At 39.3% G+C, this 22,725-nt stretch carries 19 protein-coding genes; 6 read left to right on the top strand and 13 right to left on the bottom strand.

What is annotated here, in order from left to right:
- Positions 1 to 136: 136 nt before the first annotated feature.
- The gene (locus I6F42_RS00745) at positions 137 to 565 is read right to left on the bottom strand and encodes a PACE efflux transporter (protein WP_197150026.1); all 429 of its coding nucleotides are present in this window, start codon (positions 563 to 565) and stop codon (positions 137 to 139) included.
- A 90-nt stretch (positions 566 to 655) separates the two neighbouring features.
- Between I6F42_RS00745 and I6F42_RS00740 the strand changes: the two genes are divergently transcribed.
- Entirely contained in the window at positions 656 to 1,537 is an 882-nt protein-coding gene (locus I6F42_RS00740) for a LysR family transcriptional regulator (protein WP_007583664.1), read from the top strand.
- A 37-nt stretch (positions 1,538 to 1,574) separates the two neighbouring features.
- Here the strand turns inward: I6F42_RS00740 and I6F42_RS00735 are convergent, their stop codons facing one another.
- Positions 1,575 to 2,477 (bottom strand): LysR family transcriptional regulator, encoded by a 903-nt coding sequence (locus I6F42_RS00735; RefSeq protein ID WP_169044021.1) that lies wholly within the window; start codon positions 2,475 to 2,477, stop codon positions 1,575 to 1,577.
- Positions 2,478 to 2,584: 107 nt separating this feature from the next.
- Here I6F42_RS00735 and I6F42_RS00730 point away from each other — a divergent pair, with 107 nt between their 5' ends.
- Both I6F42_RS00730 and I6F42_RS00725 read left to right on the top strand, forming a co-directional pair.
- Positions 2,585 to 3,361, top strand: coding sequence for a class III extradiol ring-cleavage dioxygenase (locus tag I6F42_RS00730; RefSeq protein ID WP_197150023.1), 777 nt, complete (start codon positions 2,585 to 2,587; stop codon positions 3,359 to 3,361).
- An 80-nt stretch (positions 3,362 to 3,441) separates the two neighbouring features.
- Positions 3,442 to 4,119 carry a haloacid dehalogenase type II gene (locus I6F42_RS00725; protein WP_197150019.1) on the top strand — a complete coding sequence of 226 codons (678 nt, stop codon included), beginning with the start codon at positions 3,442 to 3,444 and terminating at the stop codon, positions 4,117 to 4,119.
- A gap of 61 nt (positions 4,120 to 4,180) precedes the next feature.
- Here the strand turns inward: I6F42_RS00725 and I6F42_RS00720 are convergent, their stop codons facing one another.
- Complete coding sequence (locus tag I6F42_RS00720; RefSeq protein ID WP_197150005.1) at positions 4,181 to 5,056, bottom strand: LysR family transcriptional regulator; 876 nt, start codon at positions 5,054 to 5,056, stop codon at positions 4,181 to 4,183.
- Between the two features lie 114 nt (positions 5,057 to 5,170).
- On the opposite strand from I6F42_RS00720, the gene I6F42_RS00715 reads away from it, so the two are divergent.
- Positions 5,171 to 5,671: a lactoylglutathione lyase family protein gene (locus I6F42_RS00715; protein WP_007583656.1), complete on the top strand. Its 501-nt coding sequence runs from the start codon at positions 5,171 to 5,173 to the stop codon at positions 5,669 to 5,671.
- A gap of 444 nt (positions 5,672 to 6,115) precedes the next feature.
- On the opposite strand, the gene I6F42_RS00710 is transcribed toward I6F42_RS00715, so the two are convergent.
- Both I6F42_RS00710 and I6F42_RS00705 read right to left on the bottom strand, forming a co-directional pair.
- Entirely contained in the window at positions 6,116 to 7,477 is a 1,362-nt protein-coding gene (locus I6F42_RS00710; RefSeq protein WP_197150002.1) for a S41 family peptidase, read from the bottom strand.
- 533 nt (positions 7,478 to 8,010) lie between these two features.
- On the bottom strand, positions 8,011 to 8,184 hold the full coding sequence (locus tag I6F42_RS00705) for a hypothetical protein (RefSeq protein WP_197149999.1): 174 nt from the start codon (positions 8,182 to 8,184) through the stop codon (positions 8,011 to 8,013).
- A gap of 392 nt (positions 8,185 to 8,576) precedes the next feature.
- Between I6F42_RS00705 and I6F42_RS00700 the strand changes: the two genes are divergently transcribed.
- Positions 8,577 to 9,509, top strand: coding sequence for a ChaN family lipoprotein (locus I6F42_RS00700; protein ID WP_197149997.1), 933 nt, complete (start codon positions 8,577 to 8,579; stop codon positions 9,507 to 9,509).
- A gap of 47 nt (positions 9,510 to 9,556) precedes the next feature.
- Here I6F42_RS00700 and azu read toward each other — a convergent pair whose 3' ends face one another.
- The 6 genes from azu to I6F42_RS00665 form a co-directional block, all read right to left on the bottom strand.
- Positions 9,557 to 9,901 (bottom strand): azurin, encoded by a 345-nt coding sequence (gene azu, locus I6F42_RS00695; RefSeq protein WP_231616278.1) that lies wholly within the window; start codon positions 9,899 to 9,901, stop codon positions 9,557 to 9,559.
- Positions 9,902 to 10,098: 197 nt separating this feature from the next.
- Positions 10,099 to 10,272: a hypothetical protein gene (locus I6F42_RS00685; protein WP_231616277.1), complete on the bottom strand. Its 174-nt coding sequence runs from the start codon at positions 10,270 to 10,272 to the stop codon at positions 10,099 to 10,101.
- The gene (locus tag I6F42_RS00680; protein WP_197149995.1) at positions 10,269 to 11,012 is read right to left on the bottom strand and encodes a HugZ family protein; all 744 of its coding nucleotides are present in this window, start codon (positions 11,010 to 11,012) and stop codon (positions 10,269 to 10,271) included. Before I6F42_RS00680 ends, I6F42_RS00685 begins: the two co-directional genes overlap by 4 nt.
- Positions 11,009 to 11,797 (bottom strand): heme ABC transporter ATP-binding protein, encoded by a 789-nt coding sequence (locus tag I6F42_RS00675; protein WP_182694848.1) that lies wholly within the window; start codon positions 11,795 to 11,797, stop codon positions 11,009 to 11,011. Before I6F42_RS00675 ends, I6F42_RS00680 begins: the two co-directional genes overlap by 4 nt.
- On the bottom strand, positions 11,794 to 12,846 hold the full coding sequence (locus tag I6F42_RS00670) for an iron ABC transporter permease (RefSeq protein WP_197149988.1): 1,053 nt from the start codon (positions 12,844 to 12,846) through the stop codon (positions 11,794 to 11,796). Before I6F42_RS00670 ends, I6F42_RS00675 begins: the two co-directional genes overlap by 4 nt.
- Entirely contained in the window at positions 12,843 to 13,652 is an 810-nt protein-coding gene (locus I6F42_RS00665; RefSeq protein ID WP_197149985.1) for an ABC transporter substrate-binding protein, read from the bottom strand. The genes I6F42_RS00670 and I6F42_RS00665 overlap by 4 nt, the downstream gene beginning before the upstream one ends.
- A 140-nt stretch (positions 13,653 to 13,792) precedes the next feature.
- Between I6F42_RS00665 and I6F42_RS00660 the strand changes: the two genes are divergently transcribed.
- Complete coding sequence (locus tag I6F42_RS00660; RefSeq protein WP_197149982.1) at positions 13,793 to 15,874, top strand: TonB-dependent hemoglobin/transferrin/lactoferrin family receptor; 2,082 nt, start codon at positions 13,793 to 13,795, stop codon at positions 15,872 to 15,874.
- A gap of 582 nt (positions 15,875 to 16,456) precedes the next feature.
- Here the strand turns inward: I6F42_RS00660 and I6F42_RS00655 are convergent.
- Positions 16,457 to 17,980: a sensor domain-containing diguanylate cyclase gene (locus tag I6F42_RS00655; protein WP_197149979.1), complete on the bottom strand. Its 1,524-nt coding sequence runs from the start codon at positions 17,978 to 17,980 to the stop codon at positions 16,457 to 16,459.
- A gap of 275 nt (positions 17,981 to 18,255) precedes the next feature.
- Positions 18,256 to 22,101 (bottom strand): S8 family serine peptidase, encoded by a 3,846-nt coding sequence (locus tag I6F42_RS20355; RefSeq protein ID WP_197149976.1) that lies wholly within the window; start codon positions 22,099 to 22,101, stop codon positions 18,256 to 18,258.
- Between the last annotated feature and the right edge of the window lie 624 nt (positions 22,102 to 22,725).

Here is a 22,725-nt window from a genome sequence, read left to right as displayed (position 1 = left end):
AATTAGCACTACTTAGTCAATTGAGCAGTGCTAATTGGTTTAATTAAAAGCCACATTTACCGTTATTTATTGCCATTGCGCTTTTGCCAAAACGATCTCAATACTCCACAACGTTGCTTTTATAAACTTAAAAATATCAAGCACATTGCGATTTATTAACCCATCTTTTGTAAGGTTGGTACTTATCGTACAACACATTAAAAATATACGTGTATATGAGTATAAAAACTAAAAAGCCAGCTTCTAATGCTGTAGCGGCTAGCCATGTAATATTTAAATACCAAGCAAGTATTGGCAGCGTTATTACTAACATACCCAGCTCAAAGCCACATGCATGCGTAATGCGGGTTACTAAACCTCGCTCGATTCGGTTATGCCCAACTATTTTATCAAACACTATGTTGTAAATGTAATTCCAAAGCATGGCGAAGATTGATAAACCAATACCTACTATTGCCATTTTTCCTGTTGCAAACCCACCAAAATAAACTGATGCAGGTACAACAAAAGATAATGCTATCATCTCAAATATTAGCGCCTGAAAAATACGTTCTACTGTGTTCATATATAAATAACTTCTTAAGTTGATGACGATGGCTGTATTTTCATTCATTATAAAGATATGTGTTAGTTACTTAGTATCGGGAAAAGCGATATGTTTAGTATTGAACAGCTTCAAGCATTTGTGGCTACCGTTGAAGCTGGATCGTTTTCAGCTGCTGCGCGCGGTTTAAGTAAAGCGCAGTCGGTAATAAGCCAGCATATTATTAATTTAGAAATAGACTGTAATGCGACATTATTTGAGCGCACAGGGCGCTATCCACAATTAACCGAAGCCGGTAAACAGTTACTACCCCAGGCTAAGGCCGTGCTTAATCAACACCAGCGATTAACAAACTCTGCATTAGCACTAAACGAAAAAACACCAACCGAAATCACTATCGCACTTGACGAAGGGATCCCGTTTAAAACTATCGCGAGTATTATTAGCAAGCTGCAAAGTAAGTATCCTTACGTATCGCTTGAGTTTTTAAGTGCATCCAGCCATGACATAATTGACATGCTAAACAGCGAAAAGCCTATAACGGGTATTATTTTTAGTGAATTAAATATACCGAGTTACTTAGACTATGAATGTATTGGATCAGTAAAATTTGATTTATATGTTGCTAAATCGCACCCTTTAGCGGGGATCAGATGTGAAAATATGGATGGCCTTCGGCTACATCGACAACTTCTTCTTCGTTCGCGCAATACGCAAACAAGTAGCTTTCAGCTAAAAATTAGCCCAGAGATTTGGTATGCCGATAATTACTTTGTATTACTCGAGCTAGCAATACAAGGTAACGGGTGGTGCTTATTACCAAACCATGTAGCTGTAGATGCAGTACAAAGTGGTGAGCTGGTTAAACTTCCTCTTGAGTTTGAAGAAATGGGTTGGTTGGCTAATGTTGATGTATTACAGCATCAGCAACACAGTAATCAAGAGGTGTTTAAAGTACTAAGAAATTTACTACGGAATTTTTTAAAAATTTAGCTTTTTATATAATGCCTGTTAGGCGGTTTACTTTTTATTACGCTAAATCCCAATAAGGAACATCGCCATAATAGCCACTAGTAAAATCAACAAATGCACGTACTTTACTGGGTAAAAACTGTCTGTTTGCATACACCATGTAAAGCCCCATCGGCTCGGGTTCATAGTCTTTTAAAATGCGCACTACTTTACCTTGAGCCAGTGCTTCCCCTGCTATAAATGTTGGCTGCATAGCAATACCACCACCCGCAATGGCTGTATTTAGTAGCAAATCACCATTGTTAGCCACAAAGTTACTTTCAAGCTTTAGCTCGCTTTTTAACTCATTAACTCCAAATAATCGTTTTGTGGGTTCGCTGTGGGAATAGCGTAAATAATTATGTGACTGTAAATCTAAAAGCGTTTGTGGCGTGCCATGGCGTTCTAAATAGTCGGGTGATGCAAACACCGCTAGGTGTATAGGTGCAATTTTTTTAGCTATCAACGTTGAGTTTTTTAATACACCAATGCGCAGAGCAATATCAATACCCTGCTCTACTATATCTACATATTGGTCTGTGAGCCGTAAATCTAACTTTAAATTTGGATACTGCTTTTGAAAATCAACCAACAAACCTGCTAAATGCTTAGTACCAAACGACATAGGCGCACTAATACTAAGCACACCCGATACATTTTCGCTTAAGTTATTGAGGGAGTTTTCCATGTCTTCAATATCAATAACCACCTGCTGACAACGCTGATAATACTGATTTCCAGCCTCTGTAACACTTACTTTTCGCGTTGTACGGTGTAATAAACGCGTGCGTAGATTATCTTCCAATGCAGAAATATATTTGCTGACTAACTGCGGCGAAATATCGAGTTTATCGGCCGCTTTTGAAAACGAGCCTTCTTGCACAACGGCTAAAAAGGTCTTCATGGTGGTGAGCTTATCCATTTTTTTAACAATGCTTTGTTGATAATGTATAAATAAGTATCATATTTATCGTCAAATTAGAAACTTATATAGTGTTTATAACACGTCTATTTATTTAAGGTTTTAGTATGACTCAGCCTGCTTTATTTATATCTCACGGCTCGCCAATGATGGCTGTTCAGCAATCGGCTACGTCAGATTTTCTTGCATCATTAGGTCAAACGCTTAGTAAACCACGTGCTATTGTGGTTTTTTCTGCCCACTTTGATGAAGCGCACGATATAGTTATTACATCAGGAGATGCGCCGCATACTATTCACGACTTTTATAACTTCCCCAAGCCCCTGTATGAAATTCAATACCCAGCACCAGGAGACCCTAAGCTTGCTAATACTATTAGTGAGTACTTTTACAAAGCGGGTATTAAAACGGTGCAAAGTGCAGATCAAGGGTGGGATCATGGTGTGTGGATCCCGCTGCGCTTAATGTACCCAACAGCTAATATTCCCATTGTTCAGGTGTCTATTAACACGCGTTTAGGCGCTCAGGCGATGTATAAATACGGACAGTTACTTGCACCACTGCGCAGCGATAACGTATTAATTATTGGCTCCGGCGGTATTAGTCACAATCTACGTGAAATATTTAAAAGCCCTGCTACACCTAATCGTGTTCAAATGGTTAATGAGTTTACTCATTGGGTTGAGCAAAAATTAATAGCGCAAAACACCCAAGCGTTACTTAACTATTTAAATGAAGCACCCTATGCTTTATTTAATCACCCTACCCAGGAGCACTTTTTACCTCTTTTTGCAGCGCTTGGAAGTAGTGACGGTAAAGCCAAAAAAATACATGAAGGTATAGAAATGGATATTTTAGCACTCGATGCTTATAAGTTTTATTAATTTGAGCGTTCGTTCAAATTAAGTTAAGCTGTAAGCAAGTACTCTAAAACCAACTTAATTTATTTTATTGCGGAGCAAACATGGCAACTACACTTGCATTTGACGTATACGGTACGCTAATAAACACTCACGGCGTACTGTCCTTACTCGACGACATGATTGGCGATAACGCCCAAGCATTTTCAAATACATGGCGCGAAAAGCAATTAGAGTATTCATTTAGACGTGGATTAATGCAAAATTATATTCCTTTCTCGCTATGTACAAAACACGCACTCGATTACGCCTGCTTAGCGCACAAAACCGAGCTAAGTGAAGATCAAAAGGGGCAACTGCTAGAGCTTTATAAAACGCTTCCTGCGTTCGACGATGTAAAAGCAGGCCTTGAGCAATTAAAAGCGAAGGATTACCGTTTGTTTGCATTTTCAAACGGCGCTGCCGACGCAGTTCATACCTTATTAGAAACCGCAGGTATTAGTGAACTTTTTGAAGGGGTAGTAAGTGCCGACGACATTAAAACCTTTAAACCAAATCCAGGGGTTTATAGTCACTTTTTACGCGAAACCAATTCAACAGGCGCAAACACGTGGCTTGTATCAAGTAACCCGTTTGATGTAACCGGTGCCATATCGCACGGCATGCGCGCGGCGTGGATTCAACGATCTAAAGACTCAATCTTCGATCCGTGGGAAATACAGCCAAATACTATCGCAACCGACTTACTCGATTTAAAAGCAAAATTAGAAAGCGTTAACTAATTTTCTGTTCCCCCTTTTGCCTATGGTATTAAGTGCCGTGGGTGTAAAGGGGGTTTACGTTTTAACTATTTACCCCCGCCTTTATTAGCTCAATCACTGTATTCATACGTTTTGCCAACGGCCTATTTCGGTGATGGCACACATAAATAGATTCACTAACCGGACATTCTAAATGATGCGTTTTTATAAGTTGTGGTTTATTGAATGCGCCAACAGCATGAGCAGGTAATACCGTAAAACCCAGCCCTAAGCTTACAGGTTCTAGTATTAAACTAATTTGGTTAGAAAATCCCGTACGTCTTATTTGGTCAATATGCTCAAACTCACTGTAGTTTTCGCTTAGTAGTAGCTGTGCATGATGGCTTGCATCGGGATGAGCAATAAACCCTAGCTCACACAGGGTTTGCCAATTAGGCATGTTTATACCTGCAGGCGTTACAAGTAGTAGTGGCTCTTGGCTTATTTTATGGCTGGTTAGTTCGCTAAATGTTGGAGCTTGAGTTAAAAACCCAATGTCGGAACTATGGTTTGCTACAGCTTGTTCAACACTTACATTGGGCGCAAAGCGGTAATCAATAATTAGTTCTTTATGCTCAGATTGCAGTGCTAATAATTGATTATAAAACTTTAAACCACAACTGCCCGGAGATTGAATCTTTACCGCTCCGCTGTACGGCGAATCATCTTTTAATTGTTGTTCTAAAAACTGCCAATCTTTAAGAAGTAGGCTGCCCTGCTGATATAAATTTTGGCCCTGAGGGGTAAGCGAAAACTGCTTACCATGGCGCTCAAGTAAAGCGCAGTTAACTTGTTGCTCTAGCTTTTTAATGTGCTGGCTTACACCAGATTGGGTCATATAAAGGCGCTCAGCTGTTTGGGTAAAATGATTTACCTCAACCAAAGTACAAAACGTATTTAACCATGTTGGATTTATCATTACAAAACGTACTCAAAATGATGATTAATGATAATTTTACTTAATGTTGGTCGATTCGTAAACTAACTCCATCAACTAGTCACAAGATAAGTCACAAGTTAAAGAGGAAGTATTATGAGTCATACATATCCACGTAGTTTTTCGCACATTGGTATTTCGGTTCCCGACGTTGAAAAAGCAGTCGAGTTTTACACTAAGGTTATGGGTTGGTACACAATAATGGAACCGACTTTAATTACCGAAGACAAAAGCCCAATTGGCGAAATGTGCACAGAAGTATTTGGCGAAAAGTGGGAAAAATTCAAAATAGCACACCTATCTACAGGGGATCGTATTGGTGTCGAAATTTTCGAATTTAAAAATCAAGAAAACCCAAAAGACAATTTTGAATATTGGAAAACAGGCATCTTTCATTTTTGTGTTCAAGACCCAGATGTAGAAGGTTTAGCTGAACGTATTGTAGAAGCTGGCGGTAAAAAACGTATGCAAGCCCCTCGTTATTACTACCCGGGTGAAAAGCCGTACCGCATGATCTACATGGAAGACCCGTTCGGTAACATCCTTGAAATTTACAGCCACAGCTACGAGCTTATTTACAGCGCAGGCGCTTACTAAACGTACCTAGTTTAAAGCACTTAGTTAAAAACAAAGGCCGCAGTATTTATTACTGTGGCCTTTTTATTTTAAATAGGTGTGTAGGTCATTATTTAGGCTAATTTAAGAGTGTATAAAAATCAATCTCTTCATTTAATTGATTATTGGCACATACACTGATAGCTTACTAATTACACAAAGTTGTACTCACATTAAAGCATGATGGAGAATTTGAGAGTGGGATTGCATCAAGCAAATTTACAATAGTTGATAGTAGCCATGAATGTAGCCTAATAGGTAAAAGTGGCACCTTCAGATCCATAGAAATAGGGAAAGCTATCTACCAAATTTCATAAACTTTTACAAAGCGGACAATACTATTACGTCCGCTATTCGCTCTTTTCCGAAGTTCGGCTCAGTGCCAGCTGCGGACATTAGTGATGCCTCATTATGCGCTGAATACACCTATCTAAAAGCTTTAATTGCCTCATTAAGCTGCACATCTTTTCCGCTTTCAATATTGTTCACATTAAGAAATACAAATTCATGATCTACAGGCAATCCAATGTTTTCATAATTTTCCCCATGAGAATTGAGATACCTTTCATTTGATAATGTGATCCCCCAACCATTAGGCAAAGCTTTTGTTAACGCATCGCTAAAAGCTCCGTAGCTTCTTTCACCAATAAAAGTAACATTGCCCCTTGCTTGTAAACCTAAAAGAAATATTTCAGCCGCACTAGGTGTTTTTTGACTAGTTAGAACAACAATGCTTCCTGTGTAATTATTAATTTTTGATGGAGCGACAACAATTTTTTGAAGTTCACTGTAACCTGTCGATGTTTTAAACTGTTTCCCCCCCAAGGCTAATTCTGAATCTATTAAGTAAGATAAAATAGAAAATGCCACTAAGTCACTTCCACCCATACTAAAACGTAAGTCAATAATTAAACCATTGCTTTGTTTGATGATAGGCGTAAATATCTCCATAACCTCTTTTGTTGCTTTTACGTCATTATTTGAGAAATCATCAAAGTTACTTATTTTTAAATAGGCAATATTTTGAGGCGTTTTTGCTAAGGTAAAATTATCGTGATATTGAAGAGTGGAATATTTTTTATCAATGTAATTATTAATGTTTTCCTGAGACTTTTCAATTAATGCGGTATGTAATTCCCAGTAAGTTGAGTATTCAGGGTAATTTACTGAGTGCGCTTTTAATTCATCCCAAAATGACCACTTTCTTGGTGAGTAATGTGAAAGCCTATCAAGTTCTTGATCGAGTAATATGGCATGACCGTCGCGTAATTCTTTAAGGAAGTCATCTATGACACTAAATAGCTCATCTTGCGTAGTTTTTGAGGTTATTCTTTTTTGCCAAAGTTTTCTCTGCTCAACCCAATTAATATTTTTATCTTTTGAAAATGCATAGTGCTCTTCAAAATTATTCATTAGAACGTTAAGAACAATACTGGCATTAAATTCATAGTTTTTGTCTTTTATACTAACAATTTTTTTGGATTGGCATTGAGCAGGTAAATTGTCCAATTTCGTTAGCTTTAACGGAAACAAACCACCAAAGTTAAGTAAGCGAGTATCTTTATTCACTTTTTGTGTTTCTTCAATAAACGAGATTTGTTCAAGCTCATCGGTGATAAAGTGGTTTTCCAAACAATGCTTAGTTGTTAAATCAAAGGCTGTTGTTTTATTGTCTACAGTATGGAAAACGTAACCATAACCTTGGGTTTTCCAAGTTGTCTCTGCGGAGATCGCAGAATTAATGGTACAAAGTAGGGTGAGTAGAAATAACAAAATCCCTTTATTCAAAGTTTACTCCTAATAGTGAATCACAACCAAACTAGGCTAAGCGTAGAACGCTGTCTTAAGCGGAAAATTACTGTTGGCTGAATTAAGTGAGGCTCACCATTTTTAAAATTTGCAATTAATAGCTAAATTTTACTAGTCGTCCACCTCAGGGCGTGTTGTTAGCATTCTAGTTAAATGTGACAAAACGAAATTTTTCTTCAGATGTTGTTGAAAAGCCAACATCTTTACGCATTGCTACTACTACATTTTCATATAACTGCTTTGCTGTAACTTGATCTACTTCGCCTGTTCTTTTTGCTAATAATATTTGCGCATCTAGAAATTTATTTAATGCTACTAATACTGTATCGGGAGCCCAAAGCCATGCTTTAGAGCATGCAGCATGAAATTCATTTTTGTGTTCTTCTGTAGCAACGTGACCTGAAATAAATATCTTTAGAGATGAAACAATTTCTTCATAAACTTCACGCCTTTTTTCAAGAACTTTGTCGTCATTTGAAATTTTAGATTTGATTTTTTCTATTTCAATAGAGTTAGATTTTTTTTACTGACTCTACTAGTGTCGTAATTTCTTCAATATCTTCTTTCGTAGCTTTATTTTTAGACTTTACCTTTAGGTAATTTGGGAAATAAGATTTACCAAACCAACCTAAAATAGCTAATGTAATAAAGCTTAAAATACTTGAGGCGATTGAAAGCCATTCCATGCGGTAAACTCCTTTGAATGCTAGCAGCTTATTAAACACCATTTTAGTGGTTTATAACACACCAAAACGGCGTATATCACATAGATAATTTCACCAATAATTACCTTTGTAAACAAGTGGTTGAAAAAGCTAGGAATTAAGCATGTTATTTTGCCCCAACACGGCATTTAATAATGTTATCGGACAAAATTAGGTTCCTACTCAAAGAAGTAGGAATAAATTTAATTTTTCAATGACCGCTTACTGCACATAACTGCCTATCAATTGCACTCTACAATAAGTTATTTAATCGTTTTTGCTTATTTATTTTGTACTGTTTTTGGCTGGCTTAATAGGTATTACAAGTATATGATATTGATAATTATTTGCATTAAAGGGTTTTGAAGGTGTGTATGAAAAAGTCTATGTTAACTCTGGCGTTAGTTATGGGTTTGAGTGGTTGTAGCACAACAGCCATGGTGCCTGATAAAAGCTCATCGTTATATTACTCAGCACTTTACAATGCACAAGCAAAGCCTGTTAGCTCTGTATTATTAGAGCCTATGTTATTAAATGCCGATGTGATTTTAGTGGGTGAATGGCATACGCACCCGGGCGTGCATTTATTTCAGGCTGAGTTATTTGAGCAATTAAGCAAAAGTAATAAACGCTCAGTCCTGTCGCTTGAGCAATTTAGCCGCGCCGATCAGCTTACTTTAAACCAGTACGTTAAGGGTGAAATTGGCGAGCAATACTTAATTGATAACACCCAAGCGTGGCCTAACTACAAAAGTGACTACCGTGCGCTGGTAGAGCTGGCAAAAACGAACAATAGCGATGTAATAGCTGCAAATGCCCCTAAAAATATTGTTACCTGTATTGGCAGGCAAGGCATAAGTTATGTAAATAAACTTGATGAAACACAGCAGAGCTTCATTGCAGCCACTATGGATACCTCAGCAAGTGATTATAAACAACGTTTTATGACCTCAATGCACCATGGCACGCCAAGTCAAAACGAAAATTATTATGCTGCGCAAGTTACCTGGGATGAAACCATGGGGGAGTCTATCGTTAACTATTTAAATAATCATAAAGATGCGCAGGTAATGCATATAGCGGGCGATTTTCATGTGAAAAATGGCGAAGGAATAGCGCGTATTATTAAGCGTTTAGCGCCAGAGCTAAATGTTGTGTGGATATCGCCGGTAACGAATGTGCAAGCTAATCAAAGTGGGTATCAGTTGCAGGTTAACCCTTTGCCACCCCGTTATGTACAAAAAGGACATCAACAAGCCGCTTTTAAAGCTTTAGCTAAACGAGGCGAGCAAACGCATTGCCAATAATAAAATAGGGTGTATTACACTGCGTTAGTGCAATACACCTTTGATATTTAGTTAAGCGTAAATGTGCCTTTCATCATGGCGTAATGCCCAGGGAAAGAGCAAAAGTACGTGTAATTAGTCCCAGCGGTTAGGCCGCTGGTGTTAAAGGTAACTTGCGTTGATTTACCACCGCCAATAATGTCTGTAGCTGCAAGCACGCGTGTATCGTTAGGCTTTAAGTAGTGGTTGCTAAGCCCTGCTGCGTTGCCATCGGTTATTATAGCTTGCATGTTTTGCTCGCTAGCAAGCACCCAGTTATGACCCATTACATTGGCGGGTAATTTACCTACATGGATAGGGCGTGTTGTTCTTTGATGGTTGAATTTGCAGCAGTGTGTTTGGTTTTTAGGCAAGGCAGAGCCTATGAAGTGTGGTTATTTCACATAAATAGGCGATAATGCAGCATAAATGCCAAACATGCGCTGCCCTTCGGGTTCTGCCTAGGGGCGATAAACTCTTTGTTGCTCGATTTTTACTTAGCCCACTAGGTTACAAACCTCGCGCCGCGATTTAATCGCCCCTAGATTGAACAAATTTCAATCCGCAAAGCTCAACACGCCCCAAGCTTTACGGTTACTTTTTTACAGCTTTTAGGGGCGCTTAATGTTTTAGTTGAAAACTGCATCATGTCGTTTGCATCAAGGCTGAGTGTGCATTCGTCTGCATATGCCGCATTGGCACTAAGTAGTAGTGCAGTGCTTAGTAAGAGTGTTAATTTTTTCATACTGTTTCCTCTGTATTAGCTAAGTTATTGCGTGCTTGATTGGTTAGCGCAACCAGCGCTTTACGAACCTCTAGCGGGCTGTTGCACTGGGTTTTAAAGTTAATAAAGTAATTACGCTTTTGGCTTTGTATATAAAAGCCAGTGGGTAATAAGCCGCTCATTATTGGGGTGTTATCAGCTACGCTGTAGTGCTGCATTAATATGAGCGACATAGCATCTTGATGGTCGTCGTTCATGTGACTTATCATGCTTTGCTGTTGGCTTTCGTCCCAGTTTTTTGCCTCGTATTGCCATTCGTTTTGCTCAAGCCAAAATATTTTGCCAAAACCGCCAATGTAGCGCACACGTACTACGTCTAATTGCCATAATTGAAAGTCGTGTGCATTGCGATAGCTAGCGGCTTCGGGGTATAGGGCAATATAGTTATCAAGTAAAGTGTGTGCTTGCTCACTTGGCACAATAGAGCCATCGCCTACCAGCGTTACTCGCCCATGCTCGTTTTGATCGCCGTAGTCGGCGGCATCAAATACGGTAAGGCTCATACGTGAGTCGTGCTTTAGATTTTTAGTGTGCTGGGCTATATCGCTAATAAAAAAGTAAACACGGCCTTGTTCGTCGCACATATAGGGGGTTACTGAGCCAAACGGGTAGCCACGTAAATTATTAGAAATAGTCGACATGACACCTGCATTGGTTTTGTAAACCAAGGTGCGTGCATCGTTTAATGCTTGCTCTCTCATAAAAACTCCTGACGTTGAGAAAAAACCATGGGTGCATCGTTATAAGGATGAGGGTTTACGTGCAGTTTCATGGCGTACATTTGTTGTAAGTTTTGTTCTGTTAATACGGTGTTTATAGGCCCACTTTGCAACACTTTTTTGTTGTGCAGTAAAATAGCGTCGGTTGCATAAAGGCTGGCTAAATTTAGATCGTGTATTGCAATAATGGCGCTGTTGCCCTGCTCTACAAAGGTTTTAACGCAGCTGAGCAAAGCATGTTGGTGGCGCATATCAAGTGCTGATGTAGGCTCGTCGAGCAGCATTAGTTTTGGCTCAGCCGATTGTGTAAAGGCATCGAGCTGCGCTAAAGTACGCGCCATATGAACACGTTGTTGCTCTCCGCCCGAAAGCGCACTTACGCGGCGAGTTAAATACTGGTTTAAATCCATAATAGCGGCATATTTATGTACTTTTTCGCTTTGCATTTTTAATGACTCTACATACGGATAGCGACCCATTGCAATAAGCTCAAATACATTAAAATCAAACCCTACGTGGTTAGCTTGCATCATGACTGCGCGCTGTGTTGCAAGGCGTTTTTTAGCGTGAGAGGCCAGCGGCTTAGCATTAAAAAGTACACTGCCTGTAAAGGAGTGCATACCTGCTAAGGTATGCAGCAAGGTAGATTTACCTGCGCCATTTTCACCAAGTAGTGCTACAAGTTGCCCTTGTTTAGCGCTGCCATTAATAGCGTTTAAAACGCTGTGATTATCAAAGCCAACGCTTAGGTTGTTAAACGTGATCATGACCAACCTCGCTTATTTTTCACTATTAAATAAATAAACAATGGCGCACCCAATAGCGCGGTAATAATGCCAATAGGTAGCTCTGATGGCATGATCACAATGCGTGCTAGCCAGTCAGAAAGTAGCAATACCACCACGCCAATTAGCATACAAAGCGGCAGCATATTACGTAAATGCGGCCCCACCATTAAGCGGGCAATATGCGGGACTACCAAGCCAACAAACCCTATTAAACCGGTAAGCGCTACAACCGCACCTACCCCTAATGCAACGAGTATAATGACATACAATTTAAGCTTATTGGTATCTACTCCTAGGTACTGAGCTTGTGACTCGCCAATAAGGAGTAAGTTCATGGGTTTTTTTAACCGCCACAGGCCAACTAGGCTAATAAACAGTAACGGCGCAGCTTGAATAATCGTGCTCCAGCTTGCTCCGCCTAATGAGCCCATGGTCCAATAATTTATTAATCGTAGCGCGCTATCGTCGGCAAAAAAACTCAGTAGCCCAATAACAGCGAATGCTAACGCGTTAATAGCGACTCCTACCAATATAAGCGTGGTGATATTAATTTGCCCCTGCTGCTTGGCAATAAAATATACCAGCGAGGTAACACCAAGCGCCCCTAAAAACGACGCATAAGGTAAATACAACTGAGCGTTAAAATTAAACTGCGCGCTAAGTGCAATAAACGCCACTGCAACCATTGCCGCACCTGCACTAATGCCAATAATAGATGGATCTGCCAGCGGGTTACGGCAAAGCGCTTGGGTTGCCGCCCCTGTTTGGGCCAGTACCAACCCTACTAATACAGCAAGCACAAAACGCGGCAAACGTATTTGCATTACTACATTAATTTGCAGCGCATCAAACTGATTAAAGTACTCGGGTGCAAGCCAGGCAATAGCTAAACGCCAATCCCATCCTGCAGGGCCGTACCCAATGCTTAGTAGCGCCAAAGTAAAAATACAAACAGAGGCTAATAGCATCCATTTATGAGTTTGGCTAAGTGTTATAGGCACAAAGCGGCTCAATGTTAGGGTGTTCATAAGCGGGCTTTATACTCGTTAAGCTCATTAATTGCTGTGGCAATACGCGGCGACATGCCAAGCGAAAGCAGGCTATCCATTACAAGTAAGTTACAGCTTTGCGCAGCTTTTAATAAGCGTAGGTTCGGTTGCTTACAAAAAGCCTGCTTGCCGCCAATGCTTTGTACAACATGCTTTGGCGCAACTAAAAAGTCAGGCTGATTTACAGCAAGTACTTCGGTATTAATTACTTTAAAGCCTGAATGTGTAGCGCCTATATTAGTAATGCCCGCATAGCTAAATAATAAATTAGGGACGGTTTCTTGCCCTGCGGCAACAAGCCCGCGCTCATTAGCTGAGAGTAAAAATAGCGCGCTGTGTGTCTGCGCTTTTGCTTTTTCAGGTAATGAGTCTGTAATGTGCGTAATAAGTGATTGCGCTTTTTGCTTGGCGTTTAAGTCGGTACCAAGGCGTTTAATTAGCTCAAGTAGCTCATTAACTGAGGTAGGCTTTTTATAATGAATTAGCTTAACCCCTGTTGCCTCAATTTGTTTAAGTGCTTGGCTTCGCCCTGCGCCTTCAAGCGCTAATAAGGTGGTTGGGCGCATAGAAAGCACGCCTTCTGCCGCTAAATCGCGGTAATAACCTACTTGTGGTAATTGCGTAGCTTGCTGCGGGTACATACTAGATTGATCAACCGCTACGAGGGTACTTTGTTTGCCCAGCGCATAAATTATTTCTGTAAGGGTGCCGCCAGCACTAATAACGCGCTCCTGTGCAAGTGCAGGTTGAGCGACTAAAGCAAACAATATAAATAGGTATTTCATTACAAACTCCGGCTTTTATTTTTCGGCTATTATAACCAGTTAAATCTAAATGAAAATGATTATCATAATTAATTGATCTTAATTTGACTTAGTTGTAATATCCTCGCCATAAATAATAACTATTATCATTTGGAGTTAAAGTGAACCCCTCTACATTTAAATTTACTGCTATAGCAACCTTATTACTCGGATCTGGCACTGCATTTGCCGAAAACATAATTGACGATCATATTGTTGTGAGTGGCTCGCGCTTTGAACAAAAGCTTAAAGATGTAACAGGCTCAGTAACTGTTATTACCGAGCAAGATATAGAGCGCCAGCTAGCTGTAGATTTACAAACCATGTTTAAATACGATTCAAGCATTGCAACCACAGGCAGTGGTGCAGGCGCGCAAACACTTACTGTACGTGGTGTTGGTGGTAACCGTGTTGTATTTATAAAAGATGGCCGACGCACCAACGATGGTTATGCAGGCGGAGGGGGCTATTTAGTTGGCCGCAATTACTTTGATGTAGCAGGCGTAAAACAAGTAGAAGTAGCCAAAGGTGCTGCATCGTCTTTATATGGCTCTGACGCACTCGGTGGCATTGTGGTTATAACCACTAAAGATCCAAGCGATTATCTAAAAGATAACAGCAGCTATGTAAAAATGGCACTGGGGTATCAAGGTCAAAGTAACCAAATTGCCGCTGATATTACCGGTGCAAAAGACTTAGGCGACTTTGCAGTAAGCGCAGTTTATAGCCATCGCGACAGCGAAGAAGTACAAAATTACGACGAAAACTTACCCGGTTATGATGCAAAGTCGGACGCTTTAATAGTTAAATTTGAGCAACAGCTTGATGAAAAACGCACACTTAAATACACCCTTGATTATTTTAATCAAACGACTGAGCAAGTAATAACCCCCGCAGTTCAAGAAACCGAGGAAGACGACACGAGTTGGTCACTGGCGCTAGATTATCATTCAGAAGTAGCTACAGCTGCGTTTGATAAATGGTACGGGCAAGTGTCTTATAGTAGTTACGAGCAGCAAAGTGACGCAATTAGTGGCGCAAGCACCTACACCGATTATAACGATTATCGCTTTGAGCAAAATATTTTAGGTTTAAAAGCGGTATTTAATAAAGGGCTTAAAGGAGAAACCACCGATCATGAAGTGGTATACGGGATTGATATCGATTTATACGACACCACCCGCCCACGTTTTAAAATGCGTACTTTAGCTGATGGCACCGTTGATTTTACAGATCAAAAACAAAAAGCGTTTCCGGGGGCTGACACCTCTTTAATTGGCGCTTATGTACAAGACAGTATTTCGTTTAAAAACAGCGCGTGGTCGGTTATTGCAGGTGTGCGATACGATTACTACACCCTAGAGGCTAAAAGTGATGAGTTATACGCTGATGCGCAGCTTGATGATATTACCGAGTCTGCTTTTTCGCCTAAGCTAGGTGTTATATACCAAGTGGATGATAACTTATCGTGGTACGGGCAATACGTACGAGGCTTTAAAATACCACCACACGACCAAGCCTATCAAAGCCACGGTGTAGAGCCGTTTTATCAAATATTACCAAACGCCGATTTAGACCCAGAAAGCAGTGACTCGTTTGAGCTTGGATTACGCTACGCCAGCAGCGATATTAGCGTAAATTTAAGTGCTTTTTATGCAGCATTCGATGACTTTATTGAAACTGCAGTAGCGGGCGTTGAGCCAACGTACATTCCTAATGTAAATAAAACTTTGTATCAATATCAAAATATTAGCGAAACACAAATAAGCGGTGTAGAAGCAGGAATTGCCATGTATGTCGCTGAAAGTATACTACTAGAGGCAAACGTGGCCTACGTTGATGGTGAAAACAAAGAAACTGATCAGCCACTTACCAGCATTAGCCCGTTAAACGGCTCAATATTGTTAAGCACAGAACTGGGTAATATTAACTGGACCGCTGCGTTGCGTTTAGCTAAATCGCAATCTGATGTAGTACTTGATGCAAACGATGATAAAACTACGCAAGGGCATGGCTACGGCGTTGTTGATTTATACGCAAACTACGAATGGCAAGCGTGGCAGCTAAATGTAGGAGTACTTAACTTGCTCGATAAAGAATATGTACCTTTTGAGCTAATTGCAGGTCAATCGCAAAGTGCTGATTTTAGCCAATACACTCAACCTGGGCGTAACTTTTCAGCAAAAATAAGCTATCAGTTTTAATTAGCGCTTAACAAATGACAAGGGGCGCTGCATGAGTATGCAGCGTTTGCCTGCCACATATTTACTCAAGTCAAATTACTTAATGGTGAGTATATTCAGGTAAAGGGTTTTTAAATAGCTGAGGGCGTTTTTAAAACATGCCGTTAGTTTACTTGCAAGCGTTGTATTTATTGCGCTGTCGCATTCTAATTCCCCGTTATACTTCCCCCTAGTAAGCGGCACTAAGCTTAACGATTACTTTGTATTTTATGAATTACCAAGCCTTGTTGCTGCGTTAGTTTTACTAATGAAAATGCATTTTTTGTGTCTTATTTGTCGTTAGCTTTTCAACATATAACGGATTTTAAAAGGTTAGTTTGGTAGTAAAACTGCTTTGGGATTAGCGTATTTACCAAATTTTGTGATTGATGACTTAGCGCTTACAAAAATAACTGTAAAGGGGGTTAACAGTCACTATAGCAAAGGCATAGCAATGATTTACAAGCCATCTAAAGCAGATGGCTGGCTTAATAAACTCATGCACTCTGTGTAAAGTATTTATCAATTTAAGGTAATACAGAGTATTACTTAACAAAGCTGTGGTTAGCTAATATCGGCCACTACGCATCGGTTACGACCGTGCTCTTTAGCATGATATAGCGCCTTATCGGCACATTTATATACTTGGGCAATATCAGTACTATGCTTAGGCCAGGTCGCAATACCTATAGAAACAGTGATTGTTCCAATGGTGTCCATTTCTGTCGATTCTACTGTTTTACGTAAACGCTCTGCTATTTTATAGGCACTTTGGCTGTTTTCATTTGGTAGCACAAGAACAAATTCTTCACCGCCGATTCTTGATACTATGTCGTCTCTTCTTGATAGTTTTTTAATTATATTTGTTAGCGAAACTAAAGTTTCGTCGCCTTTATCATGTCCAAAAGTATCGTTAACACGTTTAAAAAAGTCGATATCAATTTCTAATATAGCGAATGGGGTTTGCTTTAGCATAAGCTGGTTAAGTAGGCCGTTTAAGCTTCTTCTGTTGTGCGCATCTGTTAAGGGATCTGTTTGTGAGTCATGGCGTAGCACACCTATTTGTGCTTGTAATAAAGTAACCTCTCTTAACATCGCTAACTTCAGTTTTTGACTTTCAAAATACCACGACTTCACGCTTTTAAGTTTTTCTAAGCTTTTTGGATCATCGAGTGTATTTGCGTTATCGGCTAATCGCTTTAGCGGCCTTGCTATAAAGTGTGCGAATAAACCAATAAAAATAAATGTGACTAATGCCATAGGTATTGTTTGTTCAATGACTTCAATAGTTAATGTATCTAGCGAAGAGAGCGTTGATTCTAATGGTCTTTGCGCCACTATTCCCCATTTAGATAAAGTAATGGGTGCGTAGCCTGCGAGCATCGGCTTATTTAAGCTATTAATAACCGTTGAAGTGCCTATTTCGCCACCTATAACAGCGTCAATCACAGCATTGTTAGCAATAACGTTGCCGATTCTGGCAGGTTCTGGGTGATATAAAATGCGCTTATTTGAGCTAACAACATAAAGGTACGAACCACCTTTGTAGTAATGTTGTTCTAAAAGCGCATTTAAAATATTTTTCTCTTTTAAATAAAGAGAGCCCCCAATATAACCTAAATACTTATCTTCAGAATCAAATAGCGGGTGCGATATAAAAACAATTAAATTATCAGCTGCCGATAAATAAGGCTCACTAATTAATGGGCGTTTTTCTTTTAGTGCTTCTATTGCTCCTGGAGACTGTATTTGTTGGCCTATTAAACTTTCAAAGTGAGGCGACGTCGCTGCAACTACACCATGTAAATTAATCACAACAGAGTTAAAGCTATCCGTTTGATGATTTAAACGAATGGCTTCATCGTTTAATAATTTGGAGTTATTTGGTGATTGCTCAATAATTTTAGCTGAGTATTCAAGCTGCTGAAGCGCAGACTTTAAAAAGTTATCAGTTGCGGAGGCTAATTTTTGTGCATAGGCTAAATTACTTTTTAGCGTATATGATGTTAACTGCTCTTTTTGAACCTGATAGGTAGAATAAAAACTCCCTACCAATGTGCTCAGTGCTGCAGAGAATGCGAGTAGCAATATAAGAAATCTTAAATTTAAAGCGGGTAGTAATTTATATAGCAAAGCTGCATTCCAAAGCACTCAAATTCAGCGCGTATTATACGAAGTTAAGTATTATACCCGTTTAAGTGTTTTTAATTTAGTTGGTTTGTTCAATTTAGCGACTATGCGTTAGGGTATGGCGTGATAAATAATAATTACAGCGTTGTAATTCTTGTTCTCCAGAAAGTAATAAAAAAAACCATTAGCTTCAAATGAAACTAATGGTTTTTATTTATAGTACGTATTTAATCTTACGAATTATTTTTTCTACGACGTACGAACAATAATGGCGTAAGCAAGGCCATTAACCAACCAAATGAACCACTACTACCTTTATTTTTTGTAATGTTTGCGGTTGCTACTGTCATGTCCGAATTTCCATTTCCATCATTTACTTCTAATTGGAAAGAGATTACTTCATCAGCAGATACTTTTGGTGCTTCAAAGGTGGCTGATGAACCAGTACCCGTTAAGCTAACAGTACTTCCTGATAACTGTTTCCAAGAGTAAGTTAATTCATCATTATTAGCATCGCTAGAGCCAGAAGCATCCATAGTTACAGTTGTGCCTTCTCTTGCACTTGATACATCCGATACAGAAGCTACAGGAGCAACTTGAATAACGCCAAAGTTATAAGTAGATTCAACTGCATTGCCGTCAATCGTATTAGTTAATACTAGCTCTTTATCAGTTCCCGATTGTCTAGGAATTAAATCAAAGCCCACAGACATTGTTTTCGTTGATTCACCCGCTACGCGAGTAATAGTCCACTCAACTATGTTGTCAGTAATAACACCATCGTTATCAGCATTTGCTATTTCTTGCCCTTCTGTAACCATTGCTTTTAATGTATAAACTTTATCTGAATTGGTAAAGTTTGGTTCAATATCAAAGCTAACAGCTTGAGCTATTCCAGGAGTCATAGTTTGGCTCGCTGTTTCTAAGTCAGAAGAAACCACTTCAGTTATTTCATCATCTGCGAACGATACTGTTAATGGGATTTGTACCTCTGTAGAGTCATCACCTGATTTTAGTGATAGTAATGAGCTGCTGCTTACGTTATCAGACCATTTAACTGTTAAGTCAAATGAACCATTACTCTCTGCAACGCTAGCGCTAACAGTGTCACTCATAGAGTCTTCATCTGTTAAGATTGATGATGCACTAATTACCACTTCATCCGTTGCACCTAGTGCTGATGCAGTATAACTGTCAGCTACAATATAGTAAGTATCAGCTGGCAAATTCAGGAAAGTAACTGACTCGTTTGAGTTAGGGCCACCACTGCTACCAATCTTTTTAAACTCGCCATCTAAAACTCGTAAGTCGATATCCGGCGCTGTTACTGATGAAGTGCTAAACACAACATTTGGTACAACTTCATTAAAAGTAAGTGTTATAAAGCCGAAACCTTCATCTTCAACTTCTACTGTTTGTGGTTCAACTAAGTCAGTGCTTTTATCAAATACACCAACTTTAATATTATTCAAACTTTTAGACATCAAATTAGTAAATGTGTAAGTACCGCTTGAACGAGATGCCGCTACAGATAATGCTTCTGGTAAGTTGCTTTCAGCTACTTGCACTAAAATAGGCAAATGAGCATCTGGTAAACCGGGTGAAGTTAGTTCAAGGCTACCAAAGTTCCATACATTTGCAGCAGATGCACTTACATCAGCAGTTACAGTTAGTGTCTGCGTTTCGCCCGCTTTAATATCAAAGCTAGTTGGTGAAACAGTTAACGCCATATTGTTAGATGTTGATACTGACGTTGCAGTCCAGTTAGCATCTTTAGTTGCAGTAAATGTACGAGTCCAAGTACACGTATCAATACATTGTGTATTTGTCATTGAAGGAATGTTTAATGATAAAGGAACGCCACCCGTAGCTGGGTTTGCCTTCATGTAGTTACCAAACGTTTCATCCATGATTAGACCGGTATTAGTTGCTAAATTAACGCGAATACTACCTGAGCCCATATCGAATACGTCAGCTGGCGTTGCACCATCTTCTTTACGTACATCAGTCGTTGCCGTCATCATTAATGCTGAACGAATGTTATCTGGTGTCCATGTAGGATGTGCAGATTTTAATACTGCACCAGCACCTGATGTATGAGGTGCTGACATTGATGTACCTTGTAAAAAGGCAAAATCAGCAGGAGAAGTTGCCGTTACGTCGTTACCAAAATCTTGGTCATTGTAAGCCGCATAAATCGATACACCTGGTGCAGTTACAGAAGGTGTCATTATATCTGCGGTAGTGCTGTTGGGACCGCGAGATGAGAAGTCAGCCATGTCGTCAGCTTGACCAACAACTAAAGTGATTGCAGGGTCAATAGAAATTGTAGTATCTGAAGTTGAAGCTAATTCAGCTAGTAAATCTTTACCAGAATTTTCAGAGATCGAAACAGATGGAATAGTTGTCGCTTCTAATCCTGACATAGTAAGGCGTACATCGCCATCCGTGTTGTTATAAACAATAACAGCAGTTGCACCCGCATCAGCAGCATTTGTTACTTTATCTGAGAATGCACATGCACCACGACTGATTACAGCAACAGCATCTTTAAACGAATCAGCAGCAAATGCATTACAGCCTTCAAAATTACTTGCATCAACAGACATTGCTGTAATAGGTAAAGCGGTTACAACTTCAGAAAATACAGGACCTGTGCCATTTGAAAATGCAAACGTTTCATCATTAAACTTAACAAAGCTATCTAAAGTTCTACCATGCGTAGAAGCACCTACTACAGTGTACCAAGGTGCATTTTTTGATGTGGTATAAGCTTCAGGACCGTCGTTACCAGCTGATACAGCAGAGAATATACCTGCTTCTTGCGCGGCTAAGAAACCAAGTTCTGTTGAACTCGCCCAAGGATTACCACCACCACTAATTGAATAGTTTAAAACATCAACGCCATCAGCAACTGCATCATCTAAAGCGGCAACAATAGCTGCGCCAGGACAACCAGTGTACTTATCACCCTTATTACCCGGGCTACAAATTTGATATGCAACAATATTGGCATGAGGTGCTACCCCCGAAATTTGCTCAAACGAAAATGCTTCGTTAACAATGCCATCACTTTCAAGCTTTCCAGAATCGCCAGTCACTAAAGGTACATTTTTTAAAATGTTACCACCTGCAGTACTTGCTGTGTGAGAGCCGTGACCGCCATAATCTTCACCATTTTTAGCTGGCGGTGTAGGACCAAATACGTCTAAATCATCGTAGTCATCAGTAACACTTGCGTATGAACGTACACCGATTAATTTGTCGTTACATAGTTCAACAAAATCAGCAGCACAGTCGCCTACATAATTACCTGCGCCCCAAGGATTAGTATGGTCGTAGCCATCACCACCAATATCTGCAAATGAGTCATGGTCTGTGTTTACACCACTATCGATTACACCAATAATAACGCCTTCACCCATGTTAGTGGCTGAATTCCCTTCGCCTTGCCATACTTCGGTCGCGCCAATATGGATAGGGCCAGTATCAGTATCCATTGTTTCCATACGTTCACGTTCAACATATTCAACGCCATCTAAAGTAGCTAATTTTACAGCTTGCTCTTGAGTTAAACGCATAGCAACACCGTTGAATGCATTTTTATATTTATATACAACGTTTGCTTGTTTACCTAATGAACGGCTAGCTTGAGAAAGGAAGCTTTGTTGTTTATCTTCAAGGTAGTTGGTGTATTGAACTGCATCAGTAGAGTTAACATCTAAGCGTAATTCATTACGTACTTGTTGCGAACTCATTTTGCTATTAGCTAACTTTGAAAAAAGTTCTTTTTTAGCTATTTTAGGGCTTGTAGCGGCAAAGCCAACAACACTACCATCGTAAGTTGCTAAAGGAAGATCTGCGAGGCGTACAATATAAGTATATTCGCCAGGCGCTAAACTAGGCTCAACCACAATTTTCTTTGCTAGTTTAGTTACACGGGTAGATGATGTTTTTGTTTTGTCTACTGCAGATTTTGAAAGTACTATTTGTTGATGGATGCTATTTCCACCGGCTACAGAACTTAGTGATACTGTTAATAATGCTGCTGAAACAGCTAATGCTACTTGGGTCTTCACTGAACACTCCTTGCGCTTTTGTGCGCATGTAATTATTGTTTTTGATGATTTATTTAAAAAATTAAAGTGGATTTAAATTAAAAATAAATAAAGTAGATTCAAAAGATAACATGTGTCATTTAAATGTAAATATAGTGTGTTTGGTTTTTGATGGCGATTTATAGTCAATGTAAATTTCGCAGCGAAAAAGTGAAGCGGTAAATAGGTTTAAAAAAAAGTTTAAAAAATAAGTATTACTTGCGGTTATGTTTTTATTTGTTGATTTATATGCATTTTTAACTGGTTTTTAGTTTTTTAAAATAAATAATCACGCAAAATTAATTGTTGGTACCATTGTTTTTATTGAATGAGTTTAGCTTTACATTCGTTTACATACATATTTTTAATATTTGATTTAATCTAATGCATGTAACAATTTACATAAATAAATTTGATATTTTATTCATGAAAACTGCATATGTTAATGCTGGGGTGATTCAACAGTGTCTACAAACATTTAGGGTTAAAGTATGTATAATGCTTGATGCACTTAAATAGTGAAGCGAGAACTATAATTTAGTTATCTCGATTACTGCTGCTAATACCTTGCACTATGTATTTGTTATGGGTAATAAGGAGTCAACC

The organism is Pseudoalteromonas sp. SWYJZ12 (genome assembly GCF_015864395.1).
In the GTDB taxonomy this organism is placed as follows: Bacteria; Pseudomonadota; Gammaproteobacteria; order Enterobacterales; family Alteromonadaceae; genus Pseudoalteromonas; species Pseudoalteromonas arctica.
The sequence above is the reverse complement of the archived record's forward strand: the minus strand, read 5'-3'. Positions and strand labels throughout refer to the sequence as shown.

What these genes read in the sequence shown, in the direction of transcription:
- I6F42_RS00740 (WP_007583664.1), top strand. Translation starts at nt 656, where the DNA reads ATGTTTAGTATTGAACAGCTTCAAGCATTTGTGGCTACCGTTGAAGCT.
- I6F42_RS00675 (WP_182694848.1), bottom strand. Translation starts at nt 11,797, where the DNA reads ATGATCACGTTTAACAACCTAAGCGTTGGCTTTGATAATCACAGCGTT.
- I6F42_RS00700 (WP_197149997.1), top strand. Translation starts at nt 8,577, where the DNA reads ATGAAAAAGTCTATGTTAACTCTGGCGTTAGTTATGGGTTTGAGTGGT.
- I6F42_RS00720 (WP_197150005.1), bottom strand. Translation starts at nt 5,056, where the DNA reads ATGATAAATCCAACATGGTTAAATACGTTTTGTACTTTGGTTGAGGTA.
- I6F42_RS00665 (WP_197149985.1), bottom strand. Translation starts at nt 13,652, where the DNA reads ATGAAATACCTATTTATATTGTTTGCTTTAGTCGCTCAACCTGCACTT.
- I6F42_RS00725 (WP_197150019.1), top strand. Translation starts at nt 3,442, where the DNA reads ATGGCAACTACACTTGCATTTGACGTATACGGTACGCTAATAAACACT.
- I6F42_RS00745 (WP_197150026.1), bottom strand. Translation starts at nt 565, where the DNA reads ATGAACACAGTAGAACGTATTTTTCAGGCGCTAATATTTGAGATGATA.
- I6F42_RS00680 (WP_197149995.1), bottom strand. Translation starts at nt 11,012, where the DNA reads ATGAGAGAGCAAGCATTAAACGATGCACGCACCTTGGTTTACAAAACC.
- I6F42_RS00685 (WP_231616277.1), bottom strand. Translation starts at nt 10,272, where the DNA reads ATGAAAAAATTAACACTCTTACTAAGCACTGCACTACTACTTAGTGCC.
- I6F42_RS00705 (WP_197149999.1), bottom strand. Translation starts at nt 8,184, where the DNA reads ATGGAATGGCTTTCAATCGCCTCAAGTATTTTAAGCTTTATTACATTA.
- I6F42_RS00670 (WP_197149988.1), bottom strand. Translation starts at nt 12,846, where the DNA reads ATGAACACCCTAACATTGAGCCGCTTTGTGCCTATAACACTTAGCCAA.
- I6F42_RS00730 (WP_197150023.1), top strand. Translation starts at nt 2,585, where the DNA reads ATGACTCAGCCTGCTTTATTTATATCTCACGGCTCGCCAATGATGGCT.
- I6F42_RS00735 (WP_169044021.1), bottom strand. Translation starts at nt 2,477, where the DNA reads ATGGATAAGCTCACCACCATGAAGACCTTTTTAGCCGTTGTGCAAGAA.
- I6F42_RS00715 (WP_007583656.1), top strand. Translation starts at nt 5,171, where the DNA reads ATGAGTCATACATATCCACGTAGTTTTTCGCACATTGGTATTTCGGTT.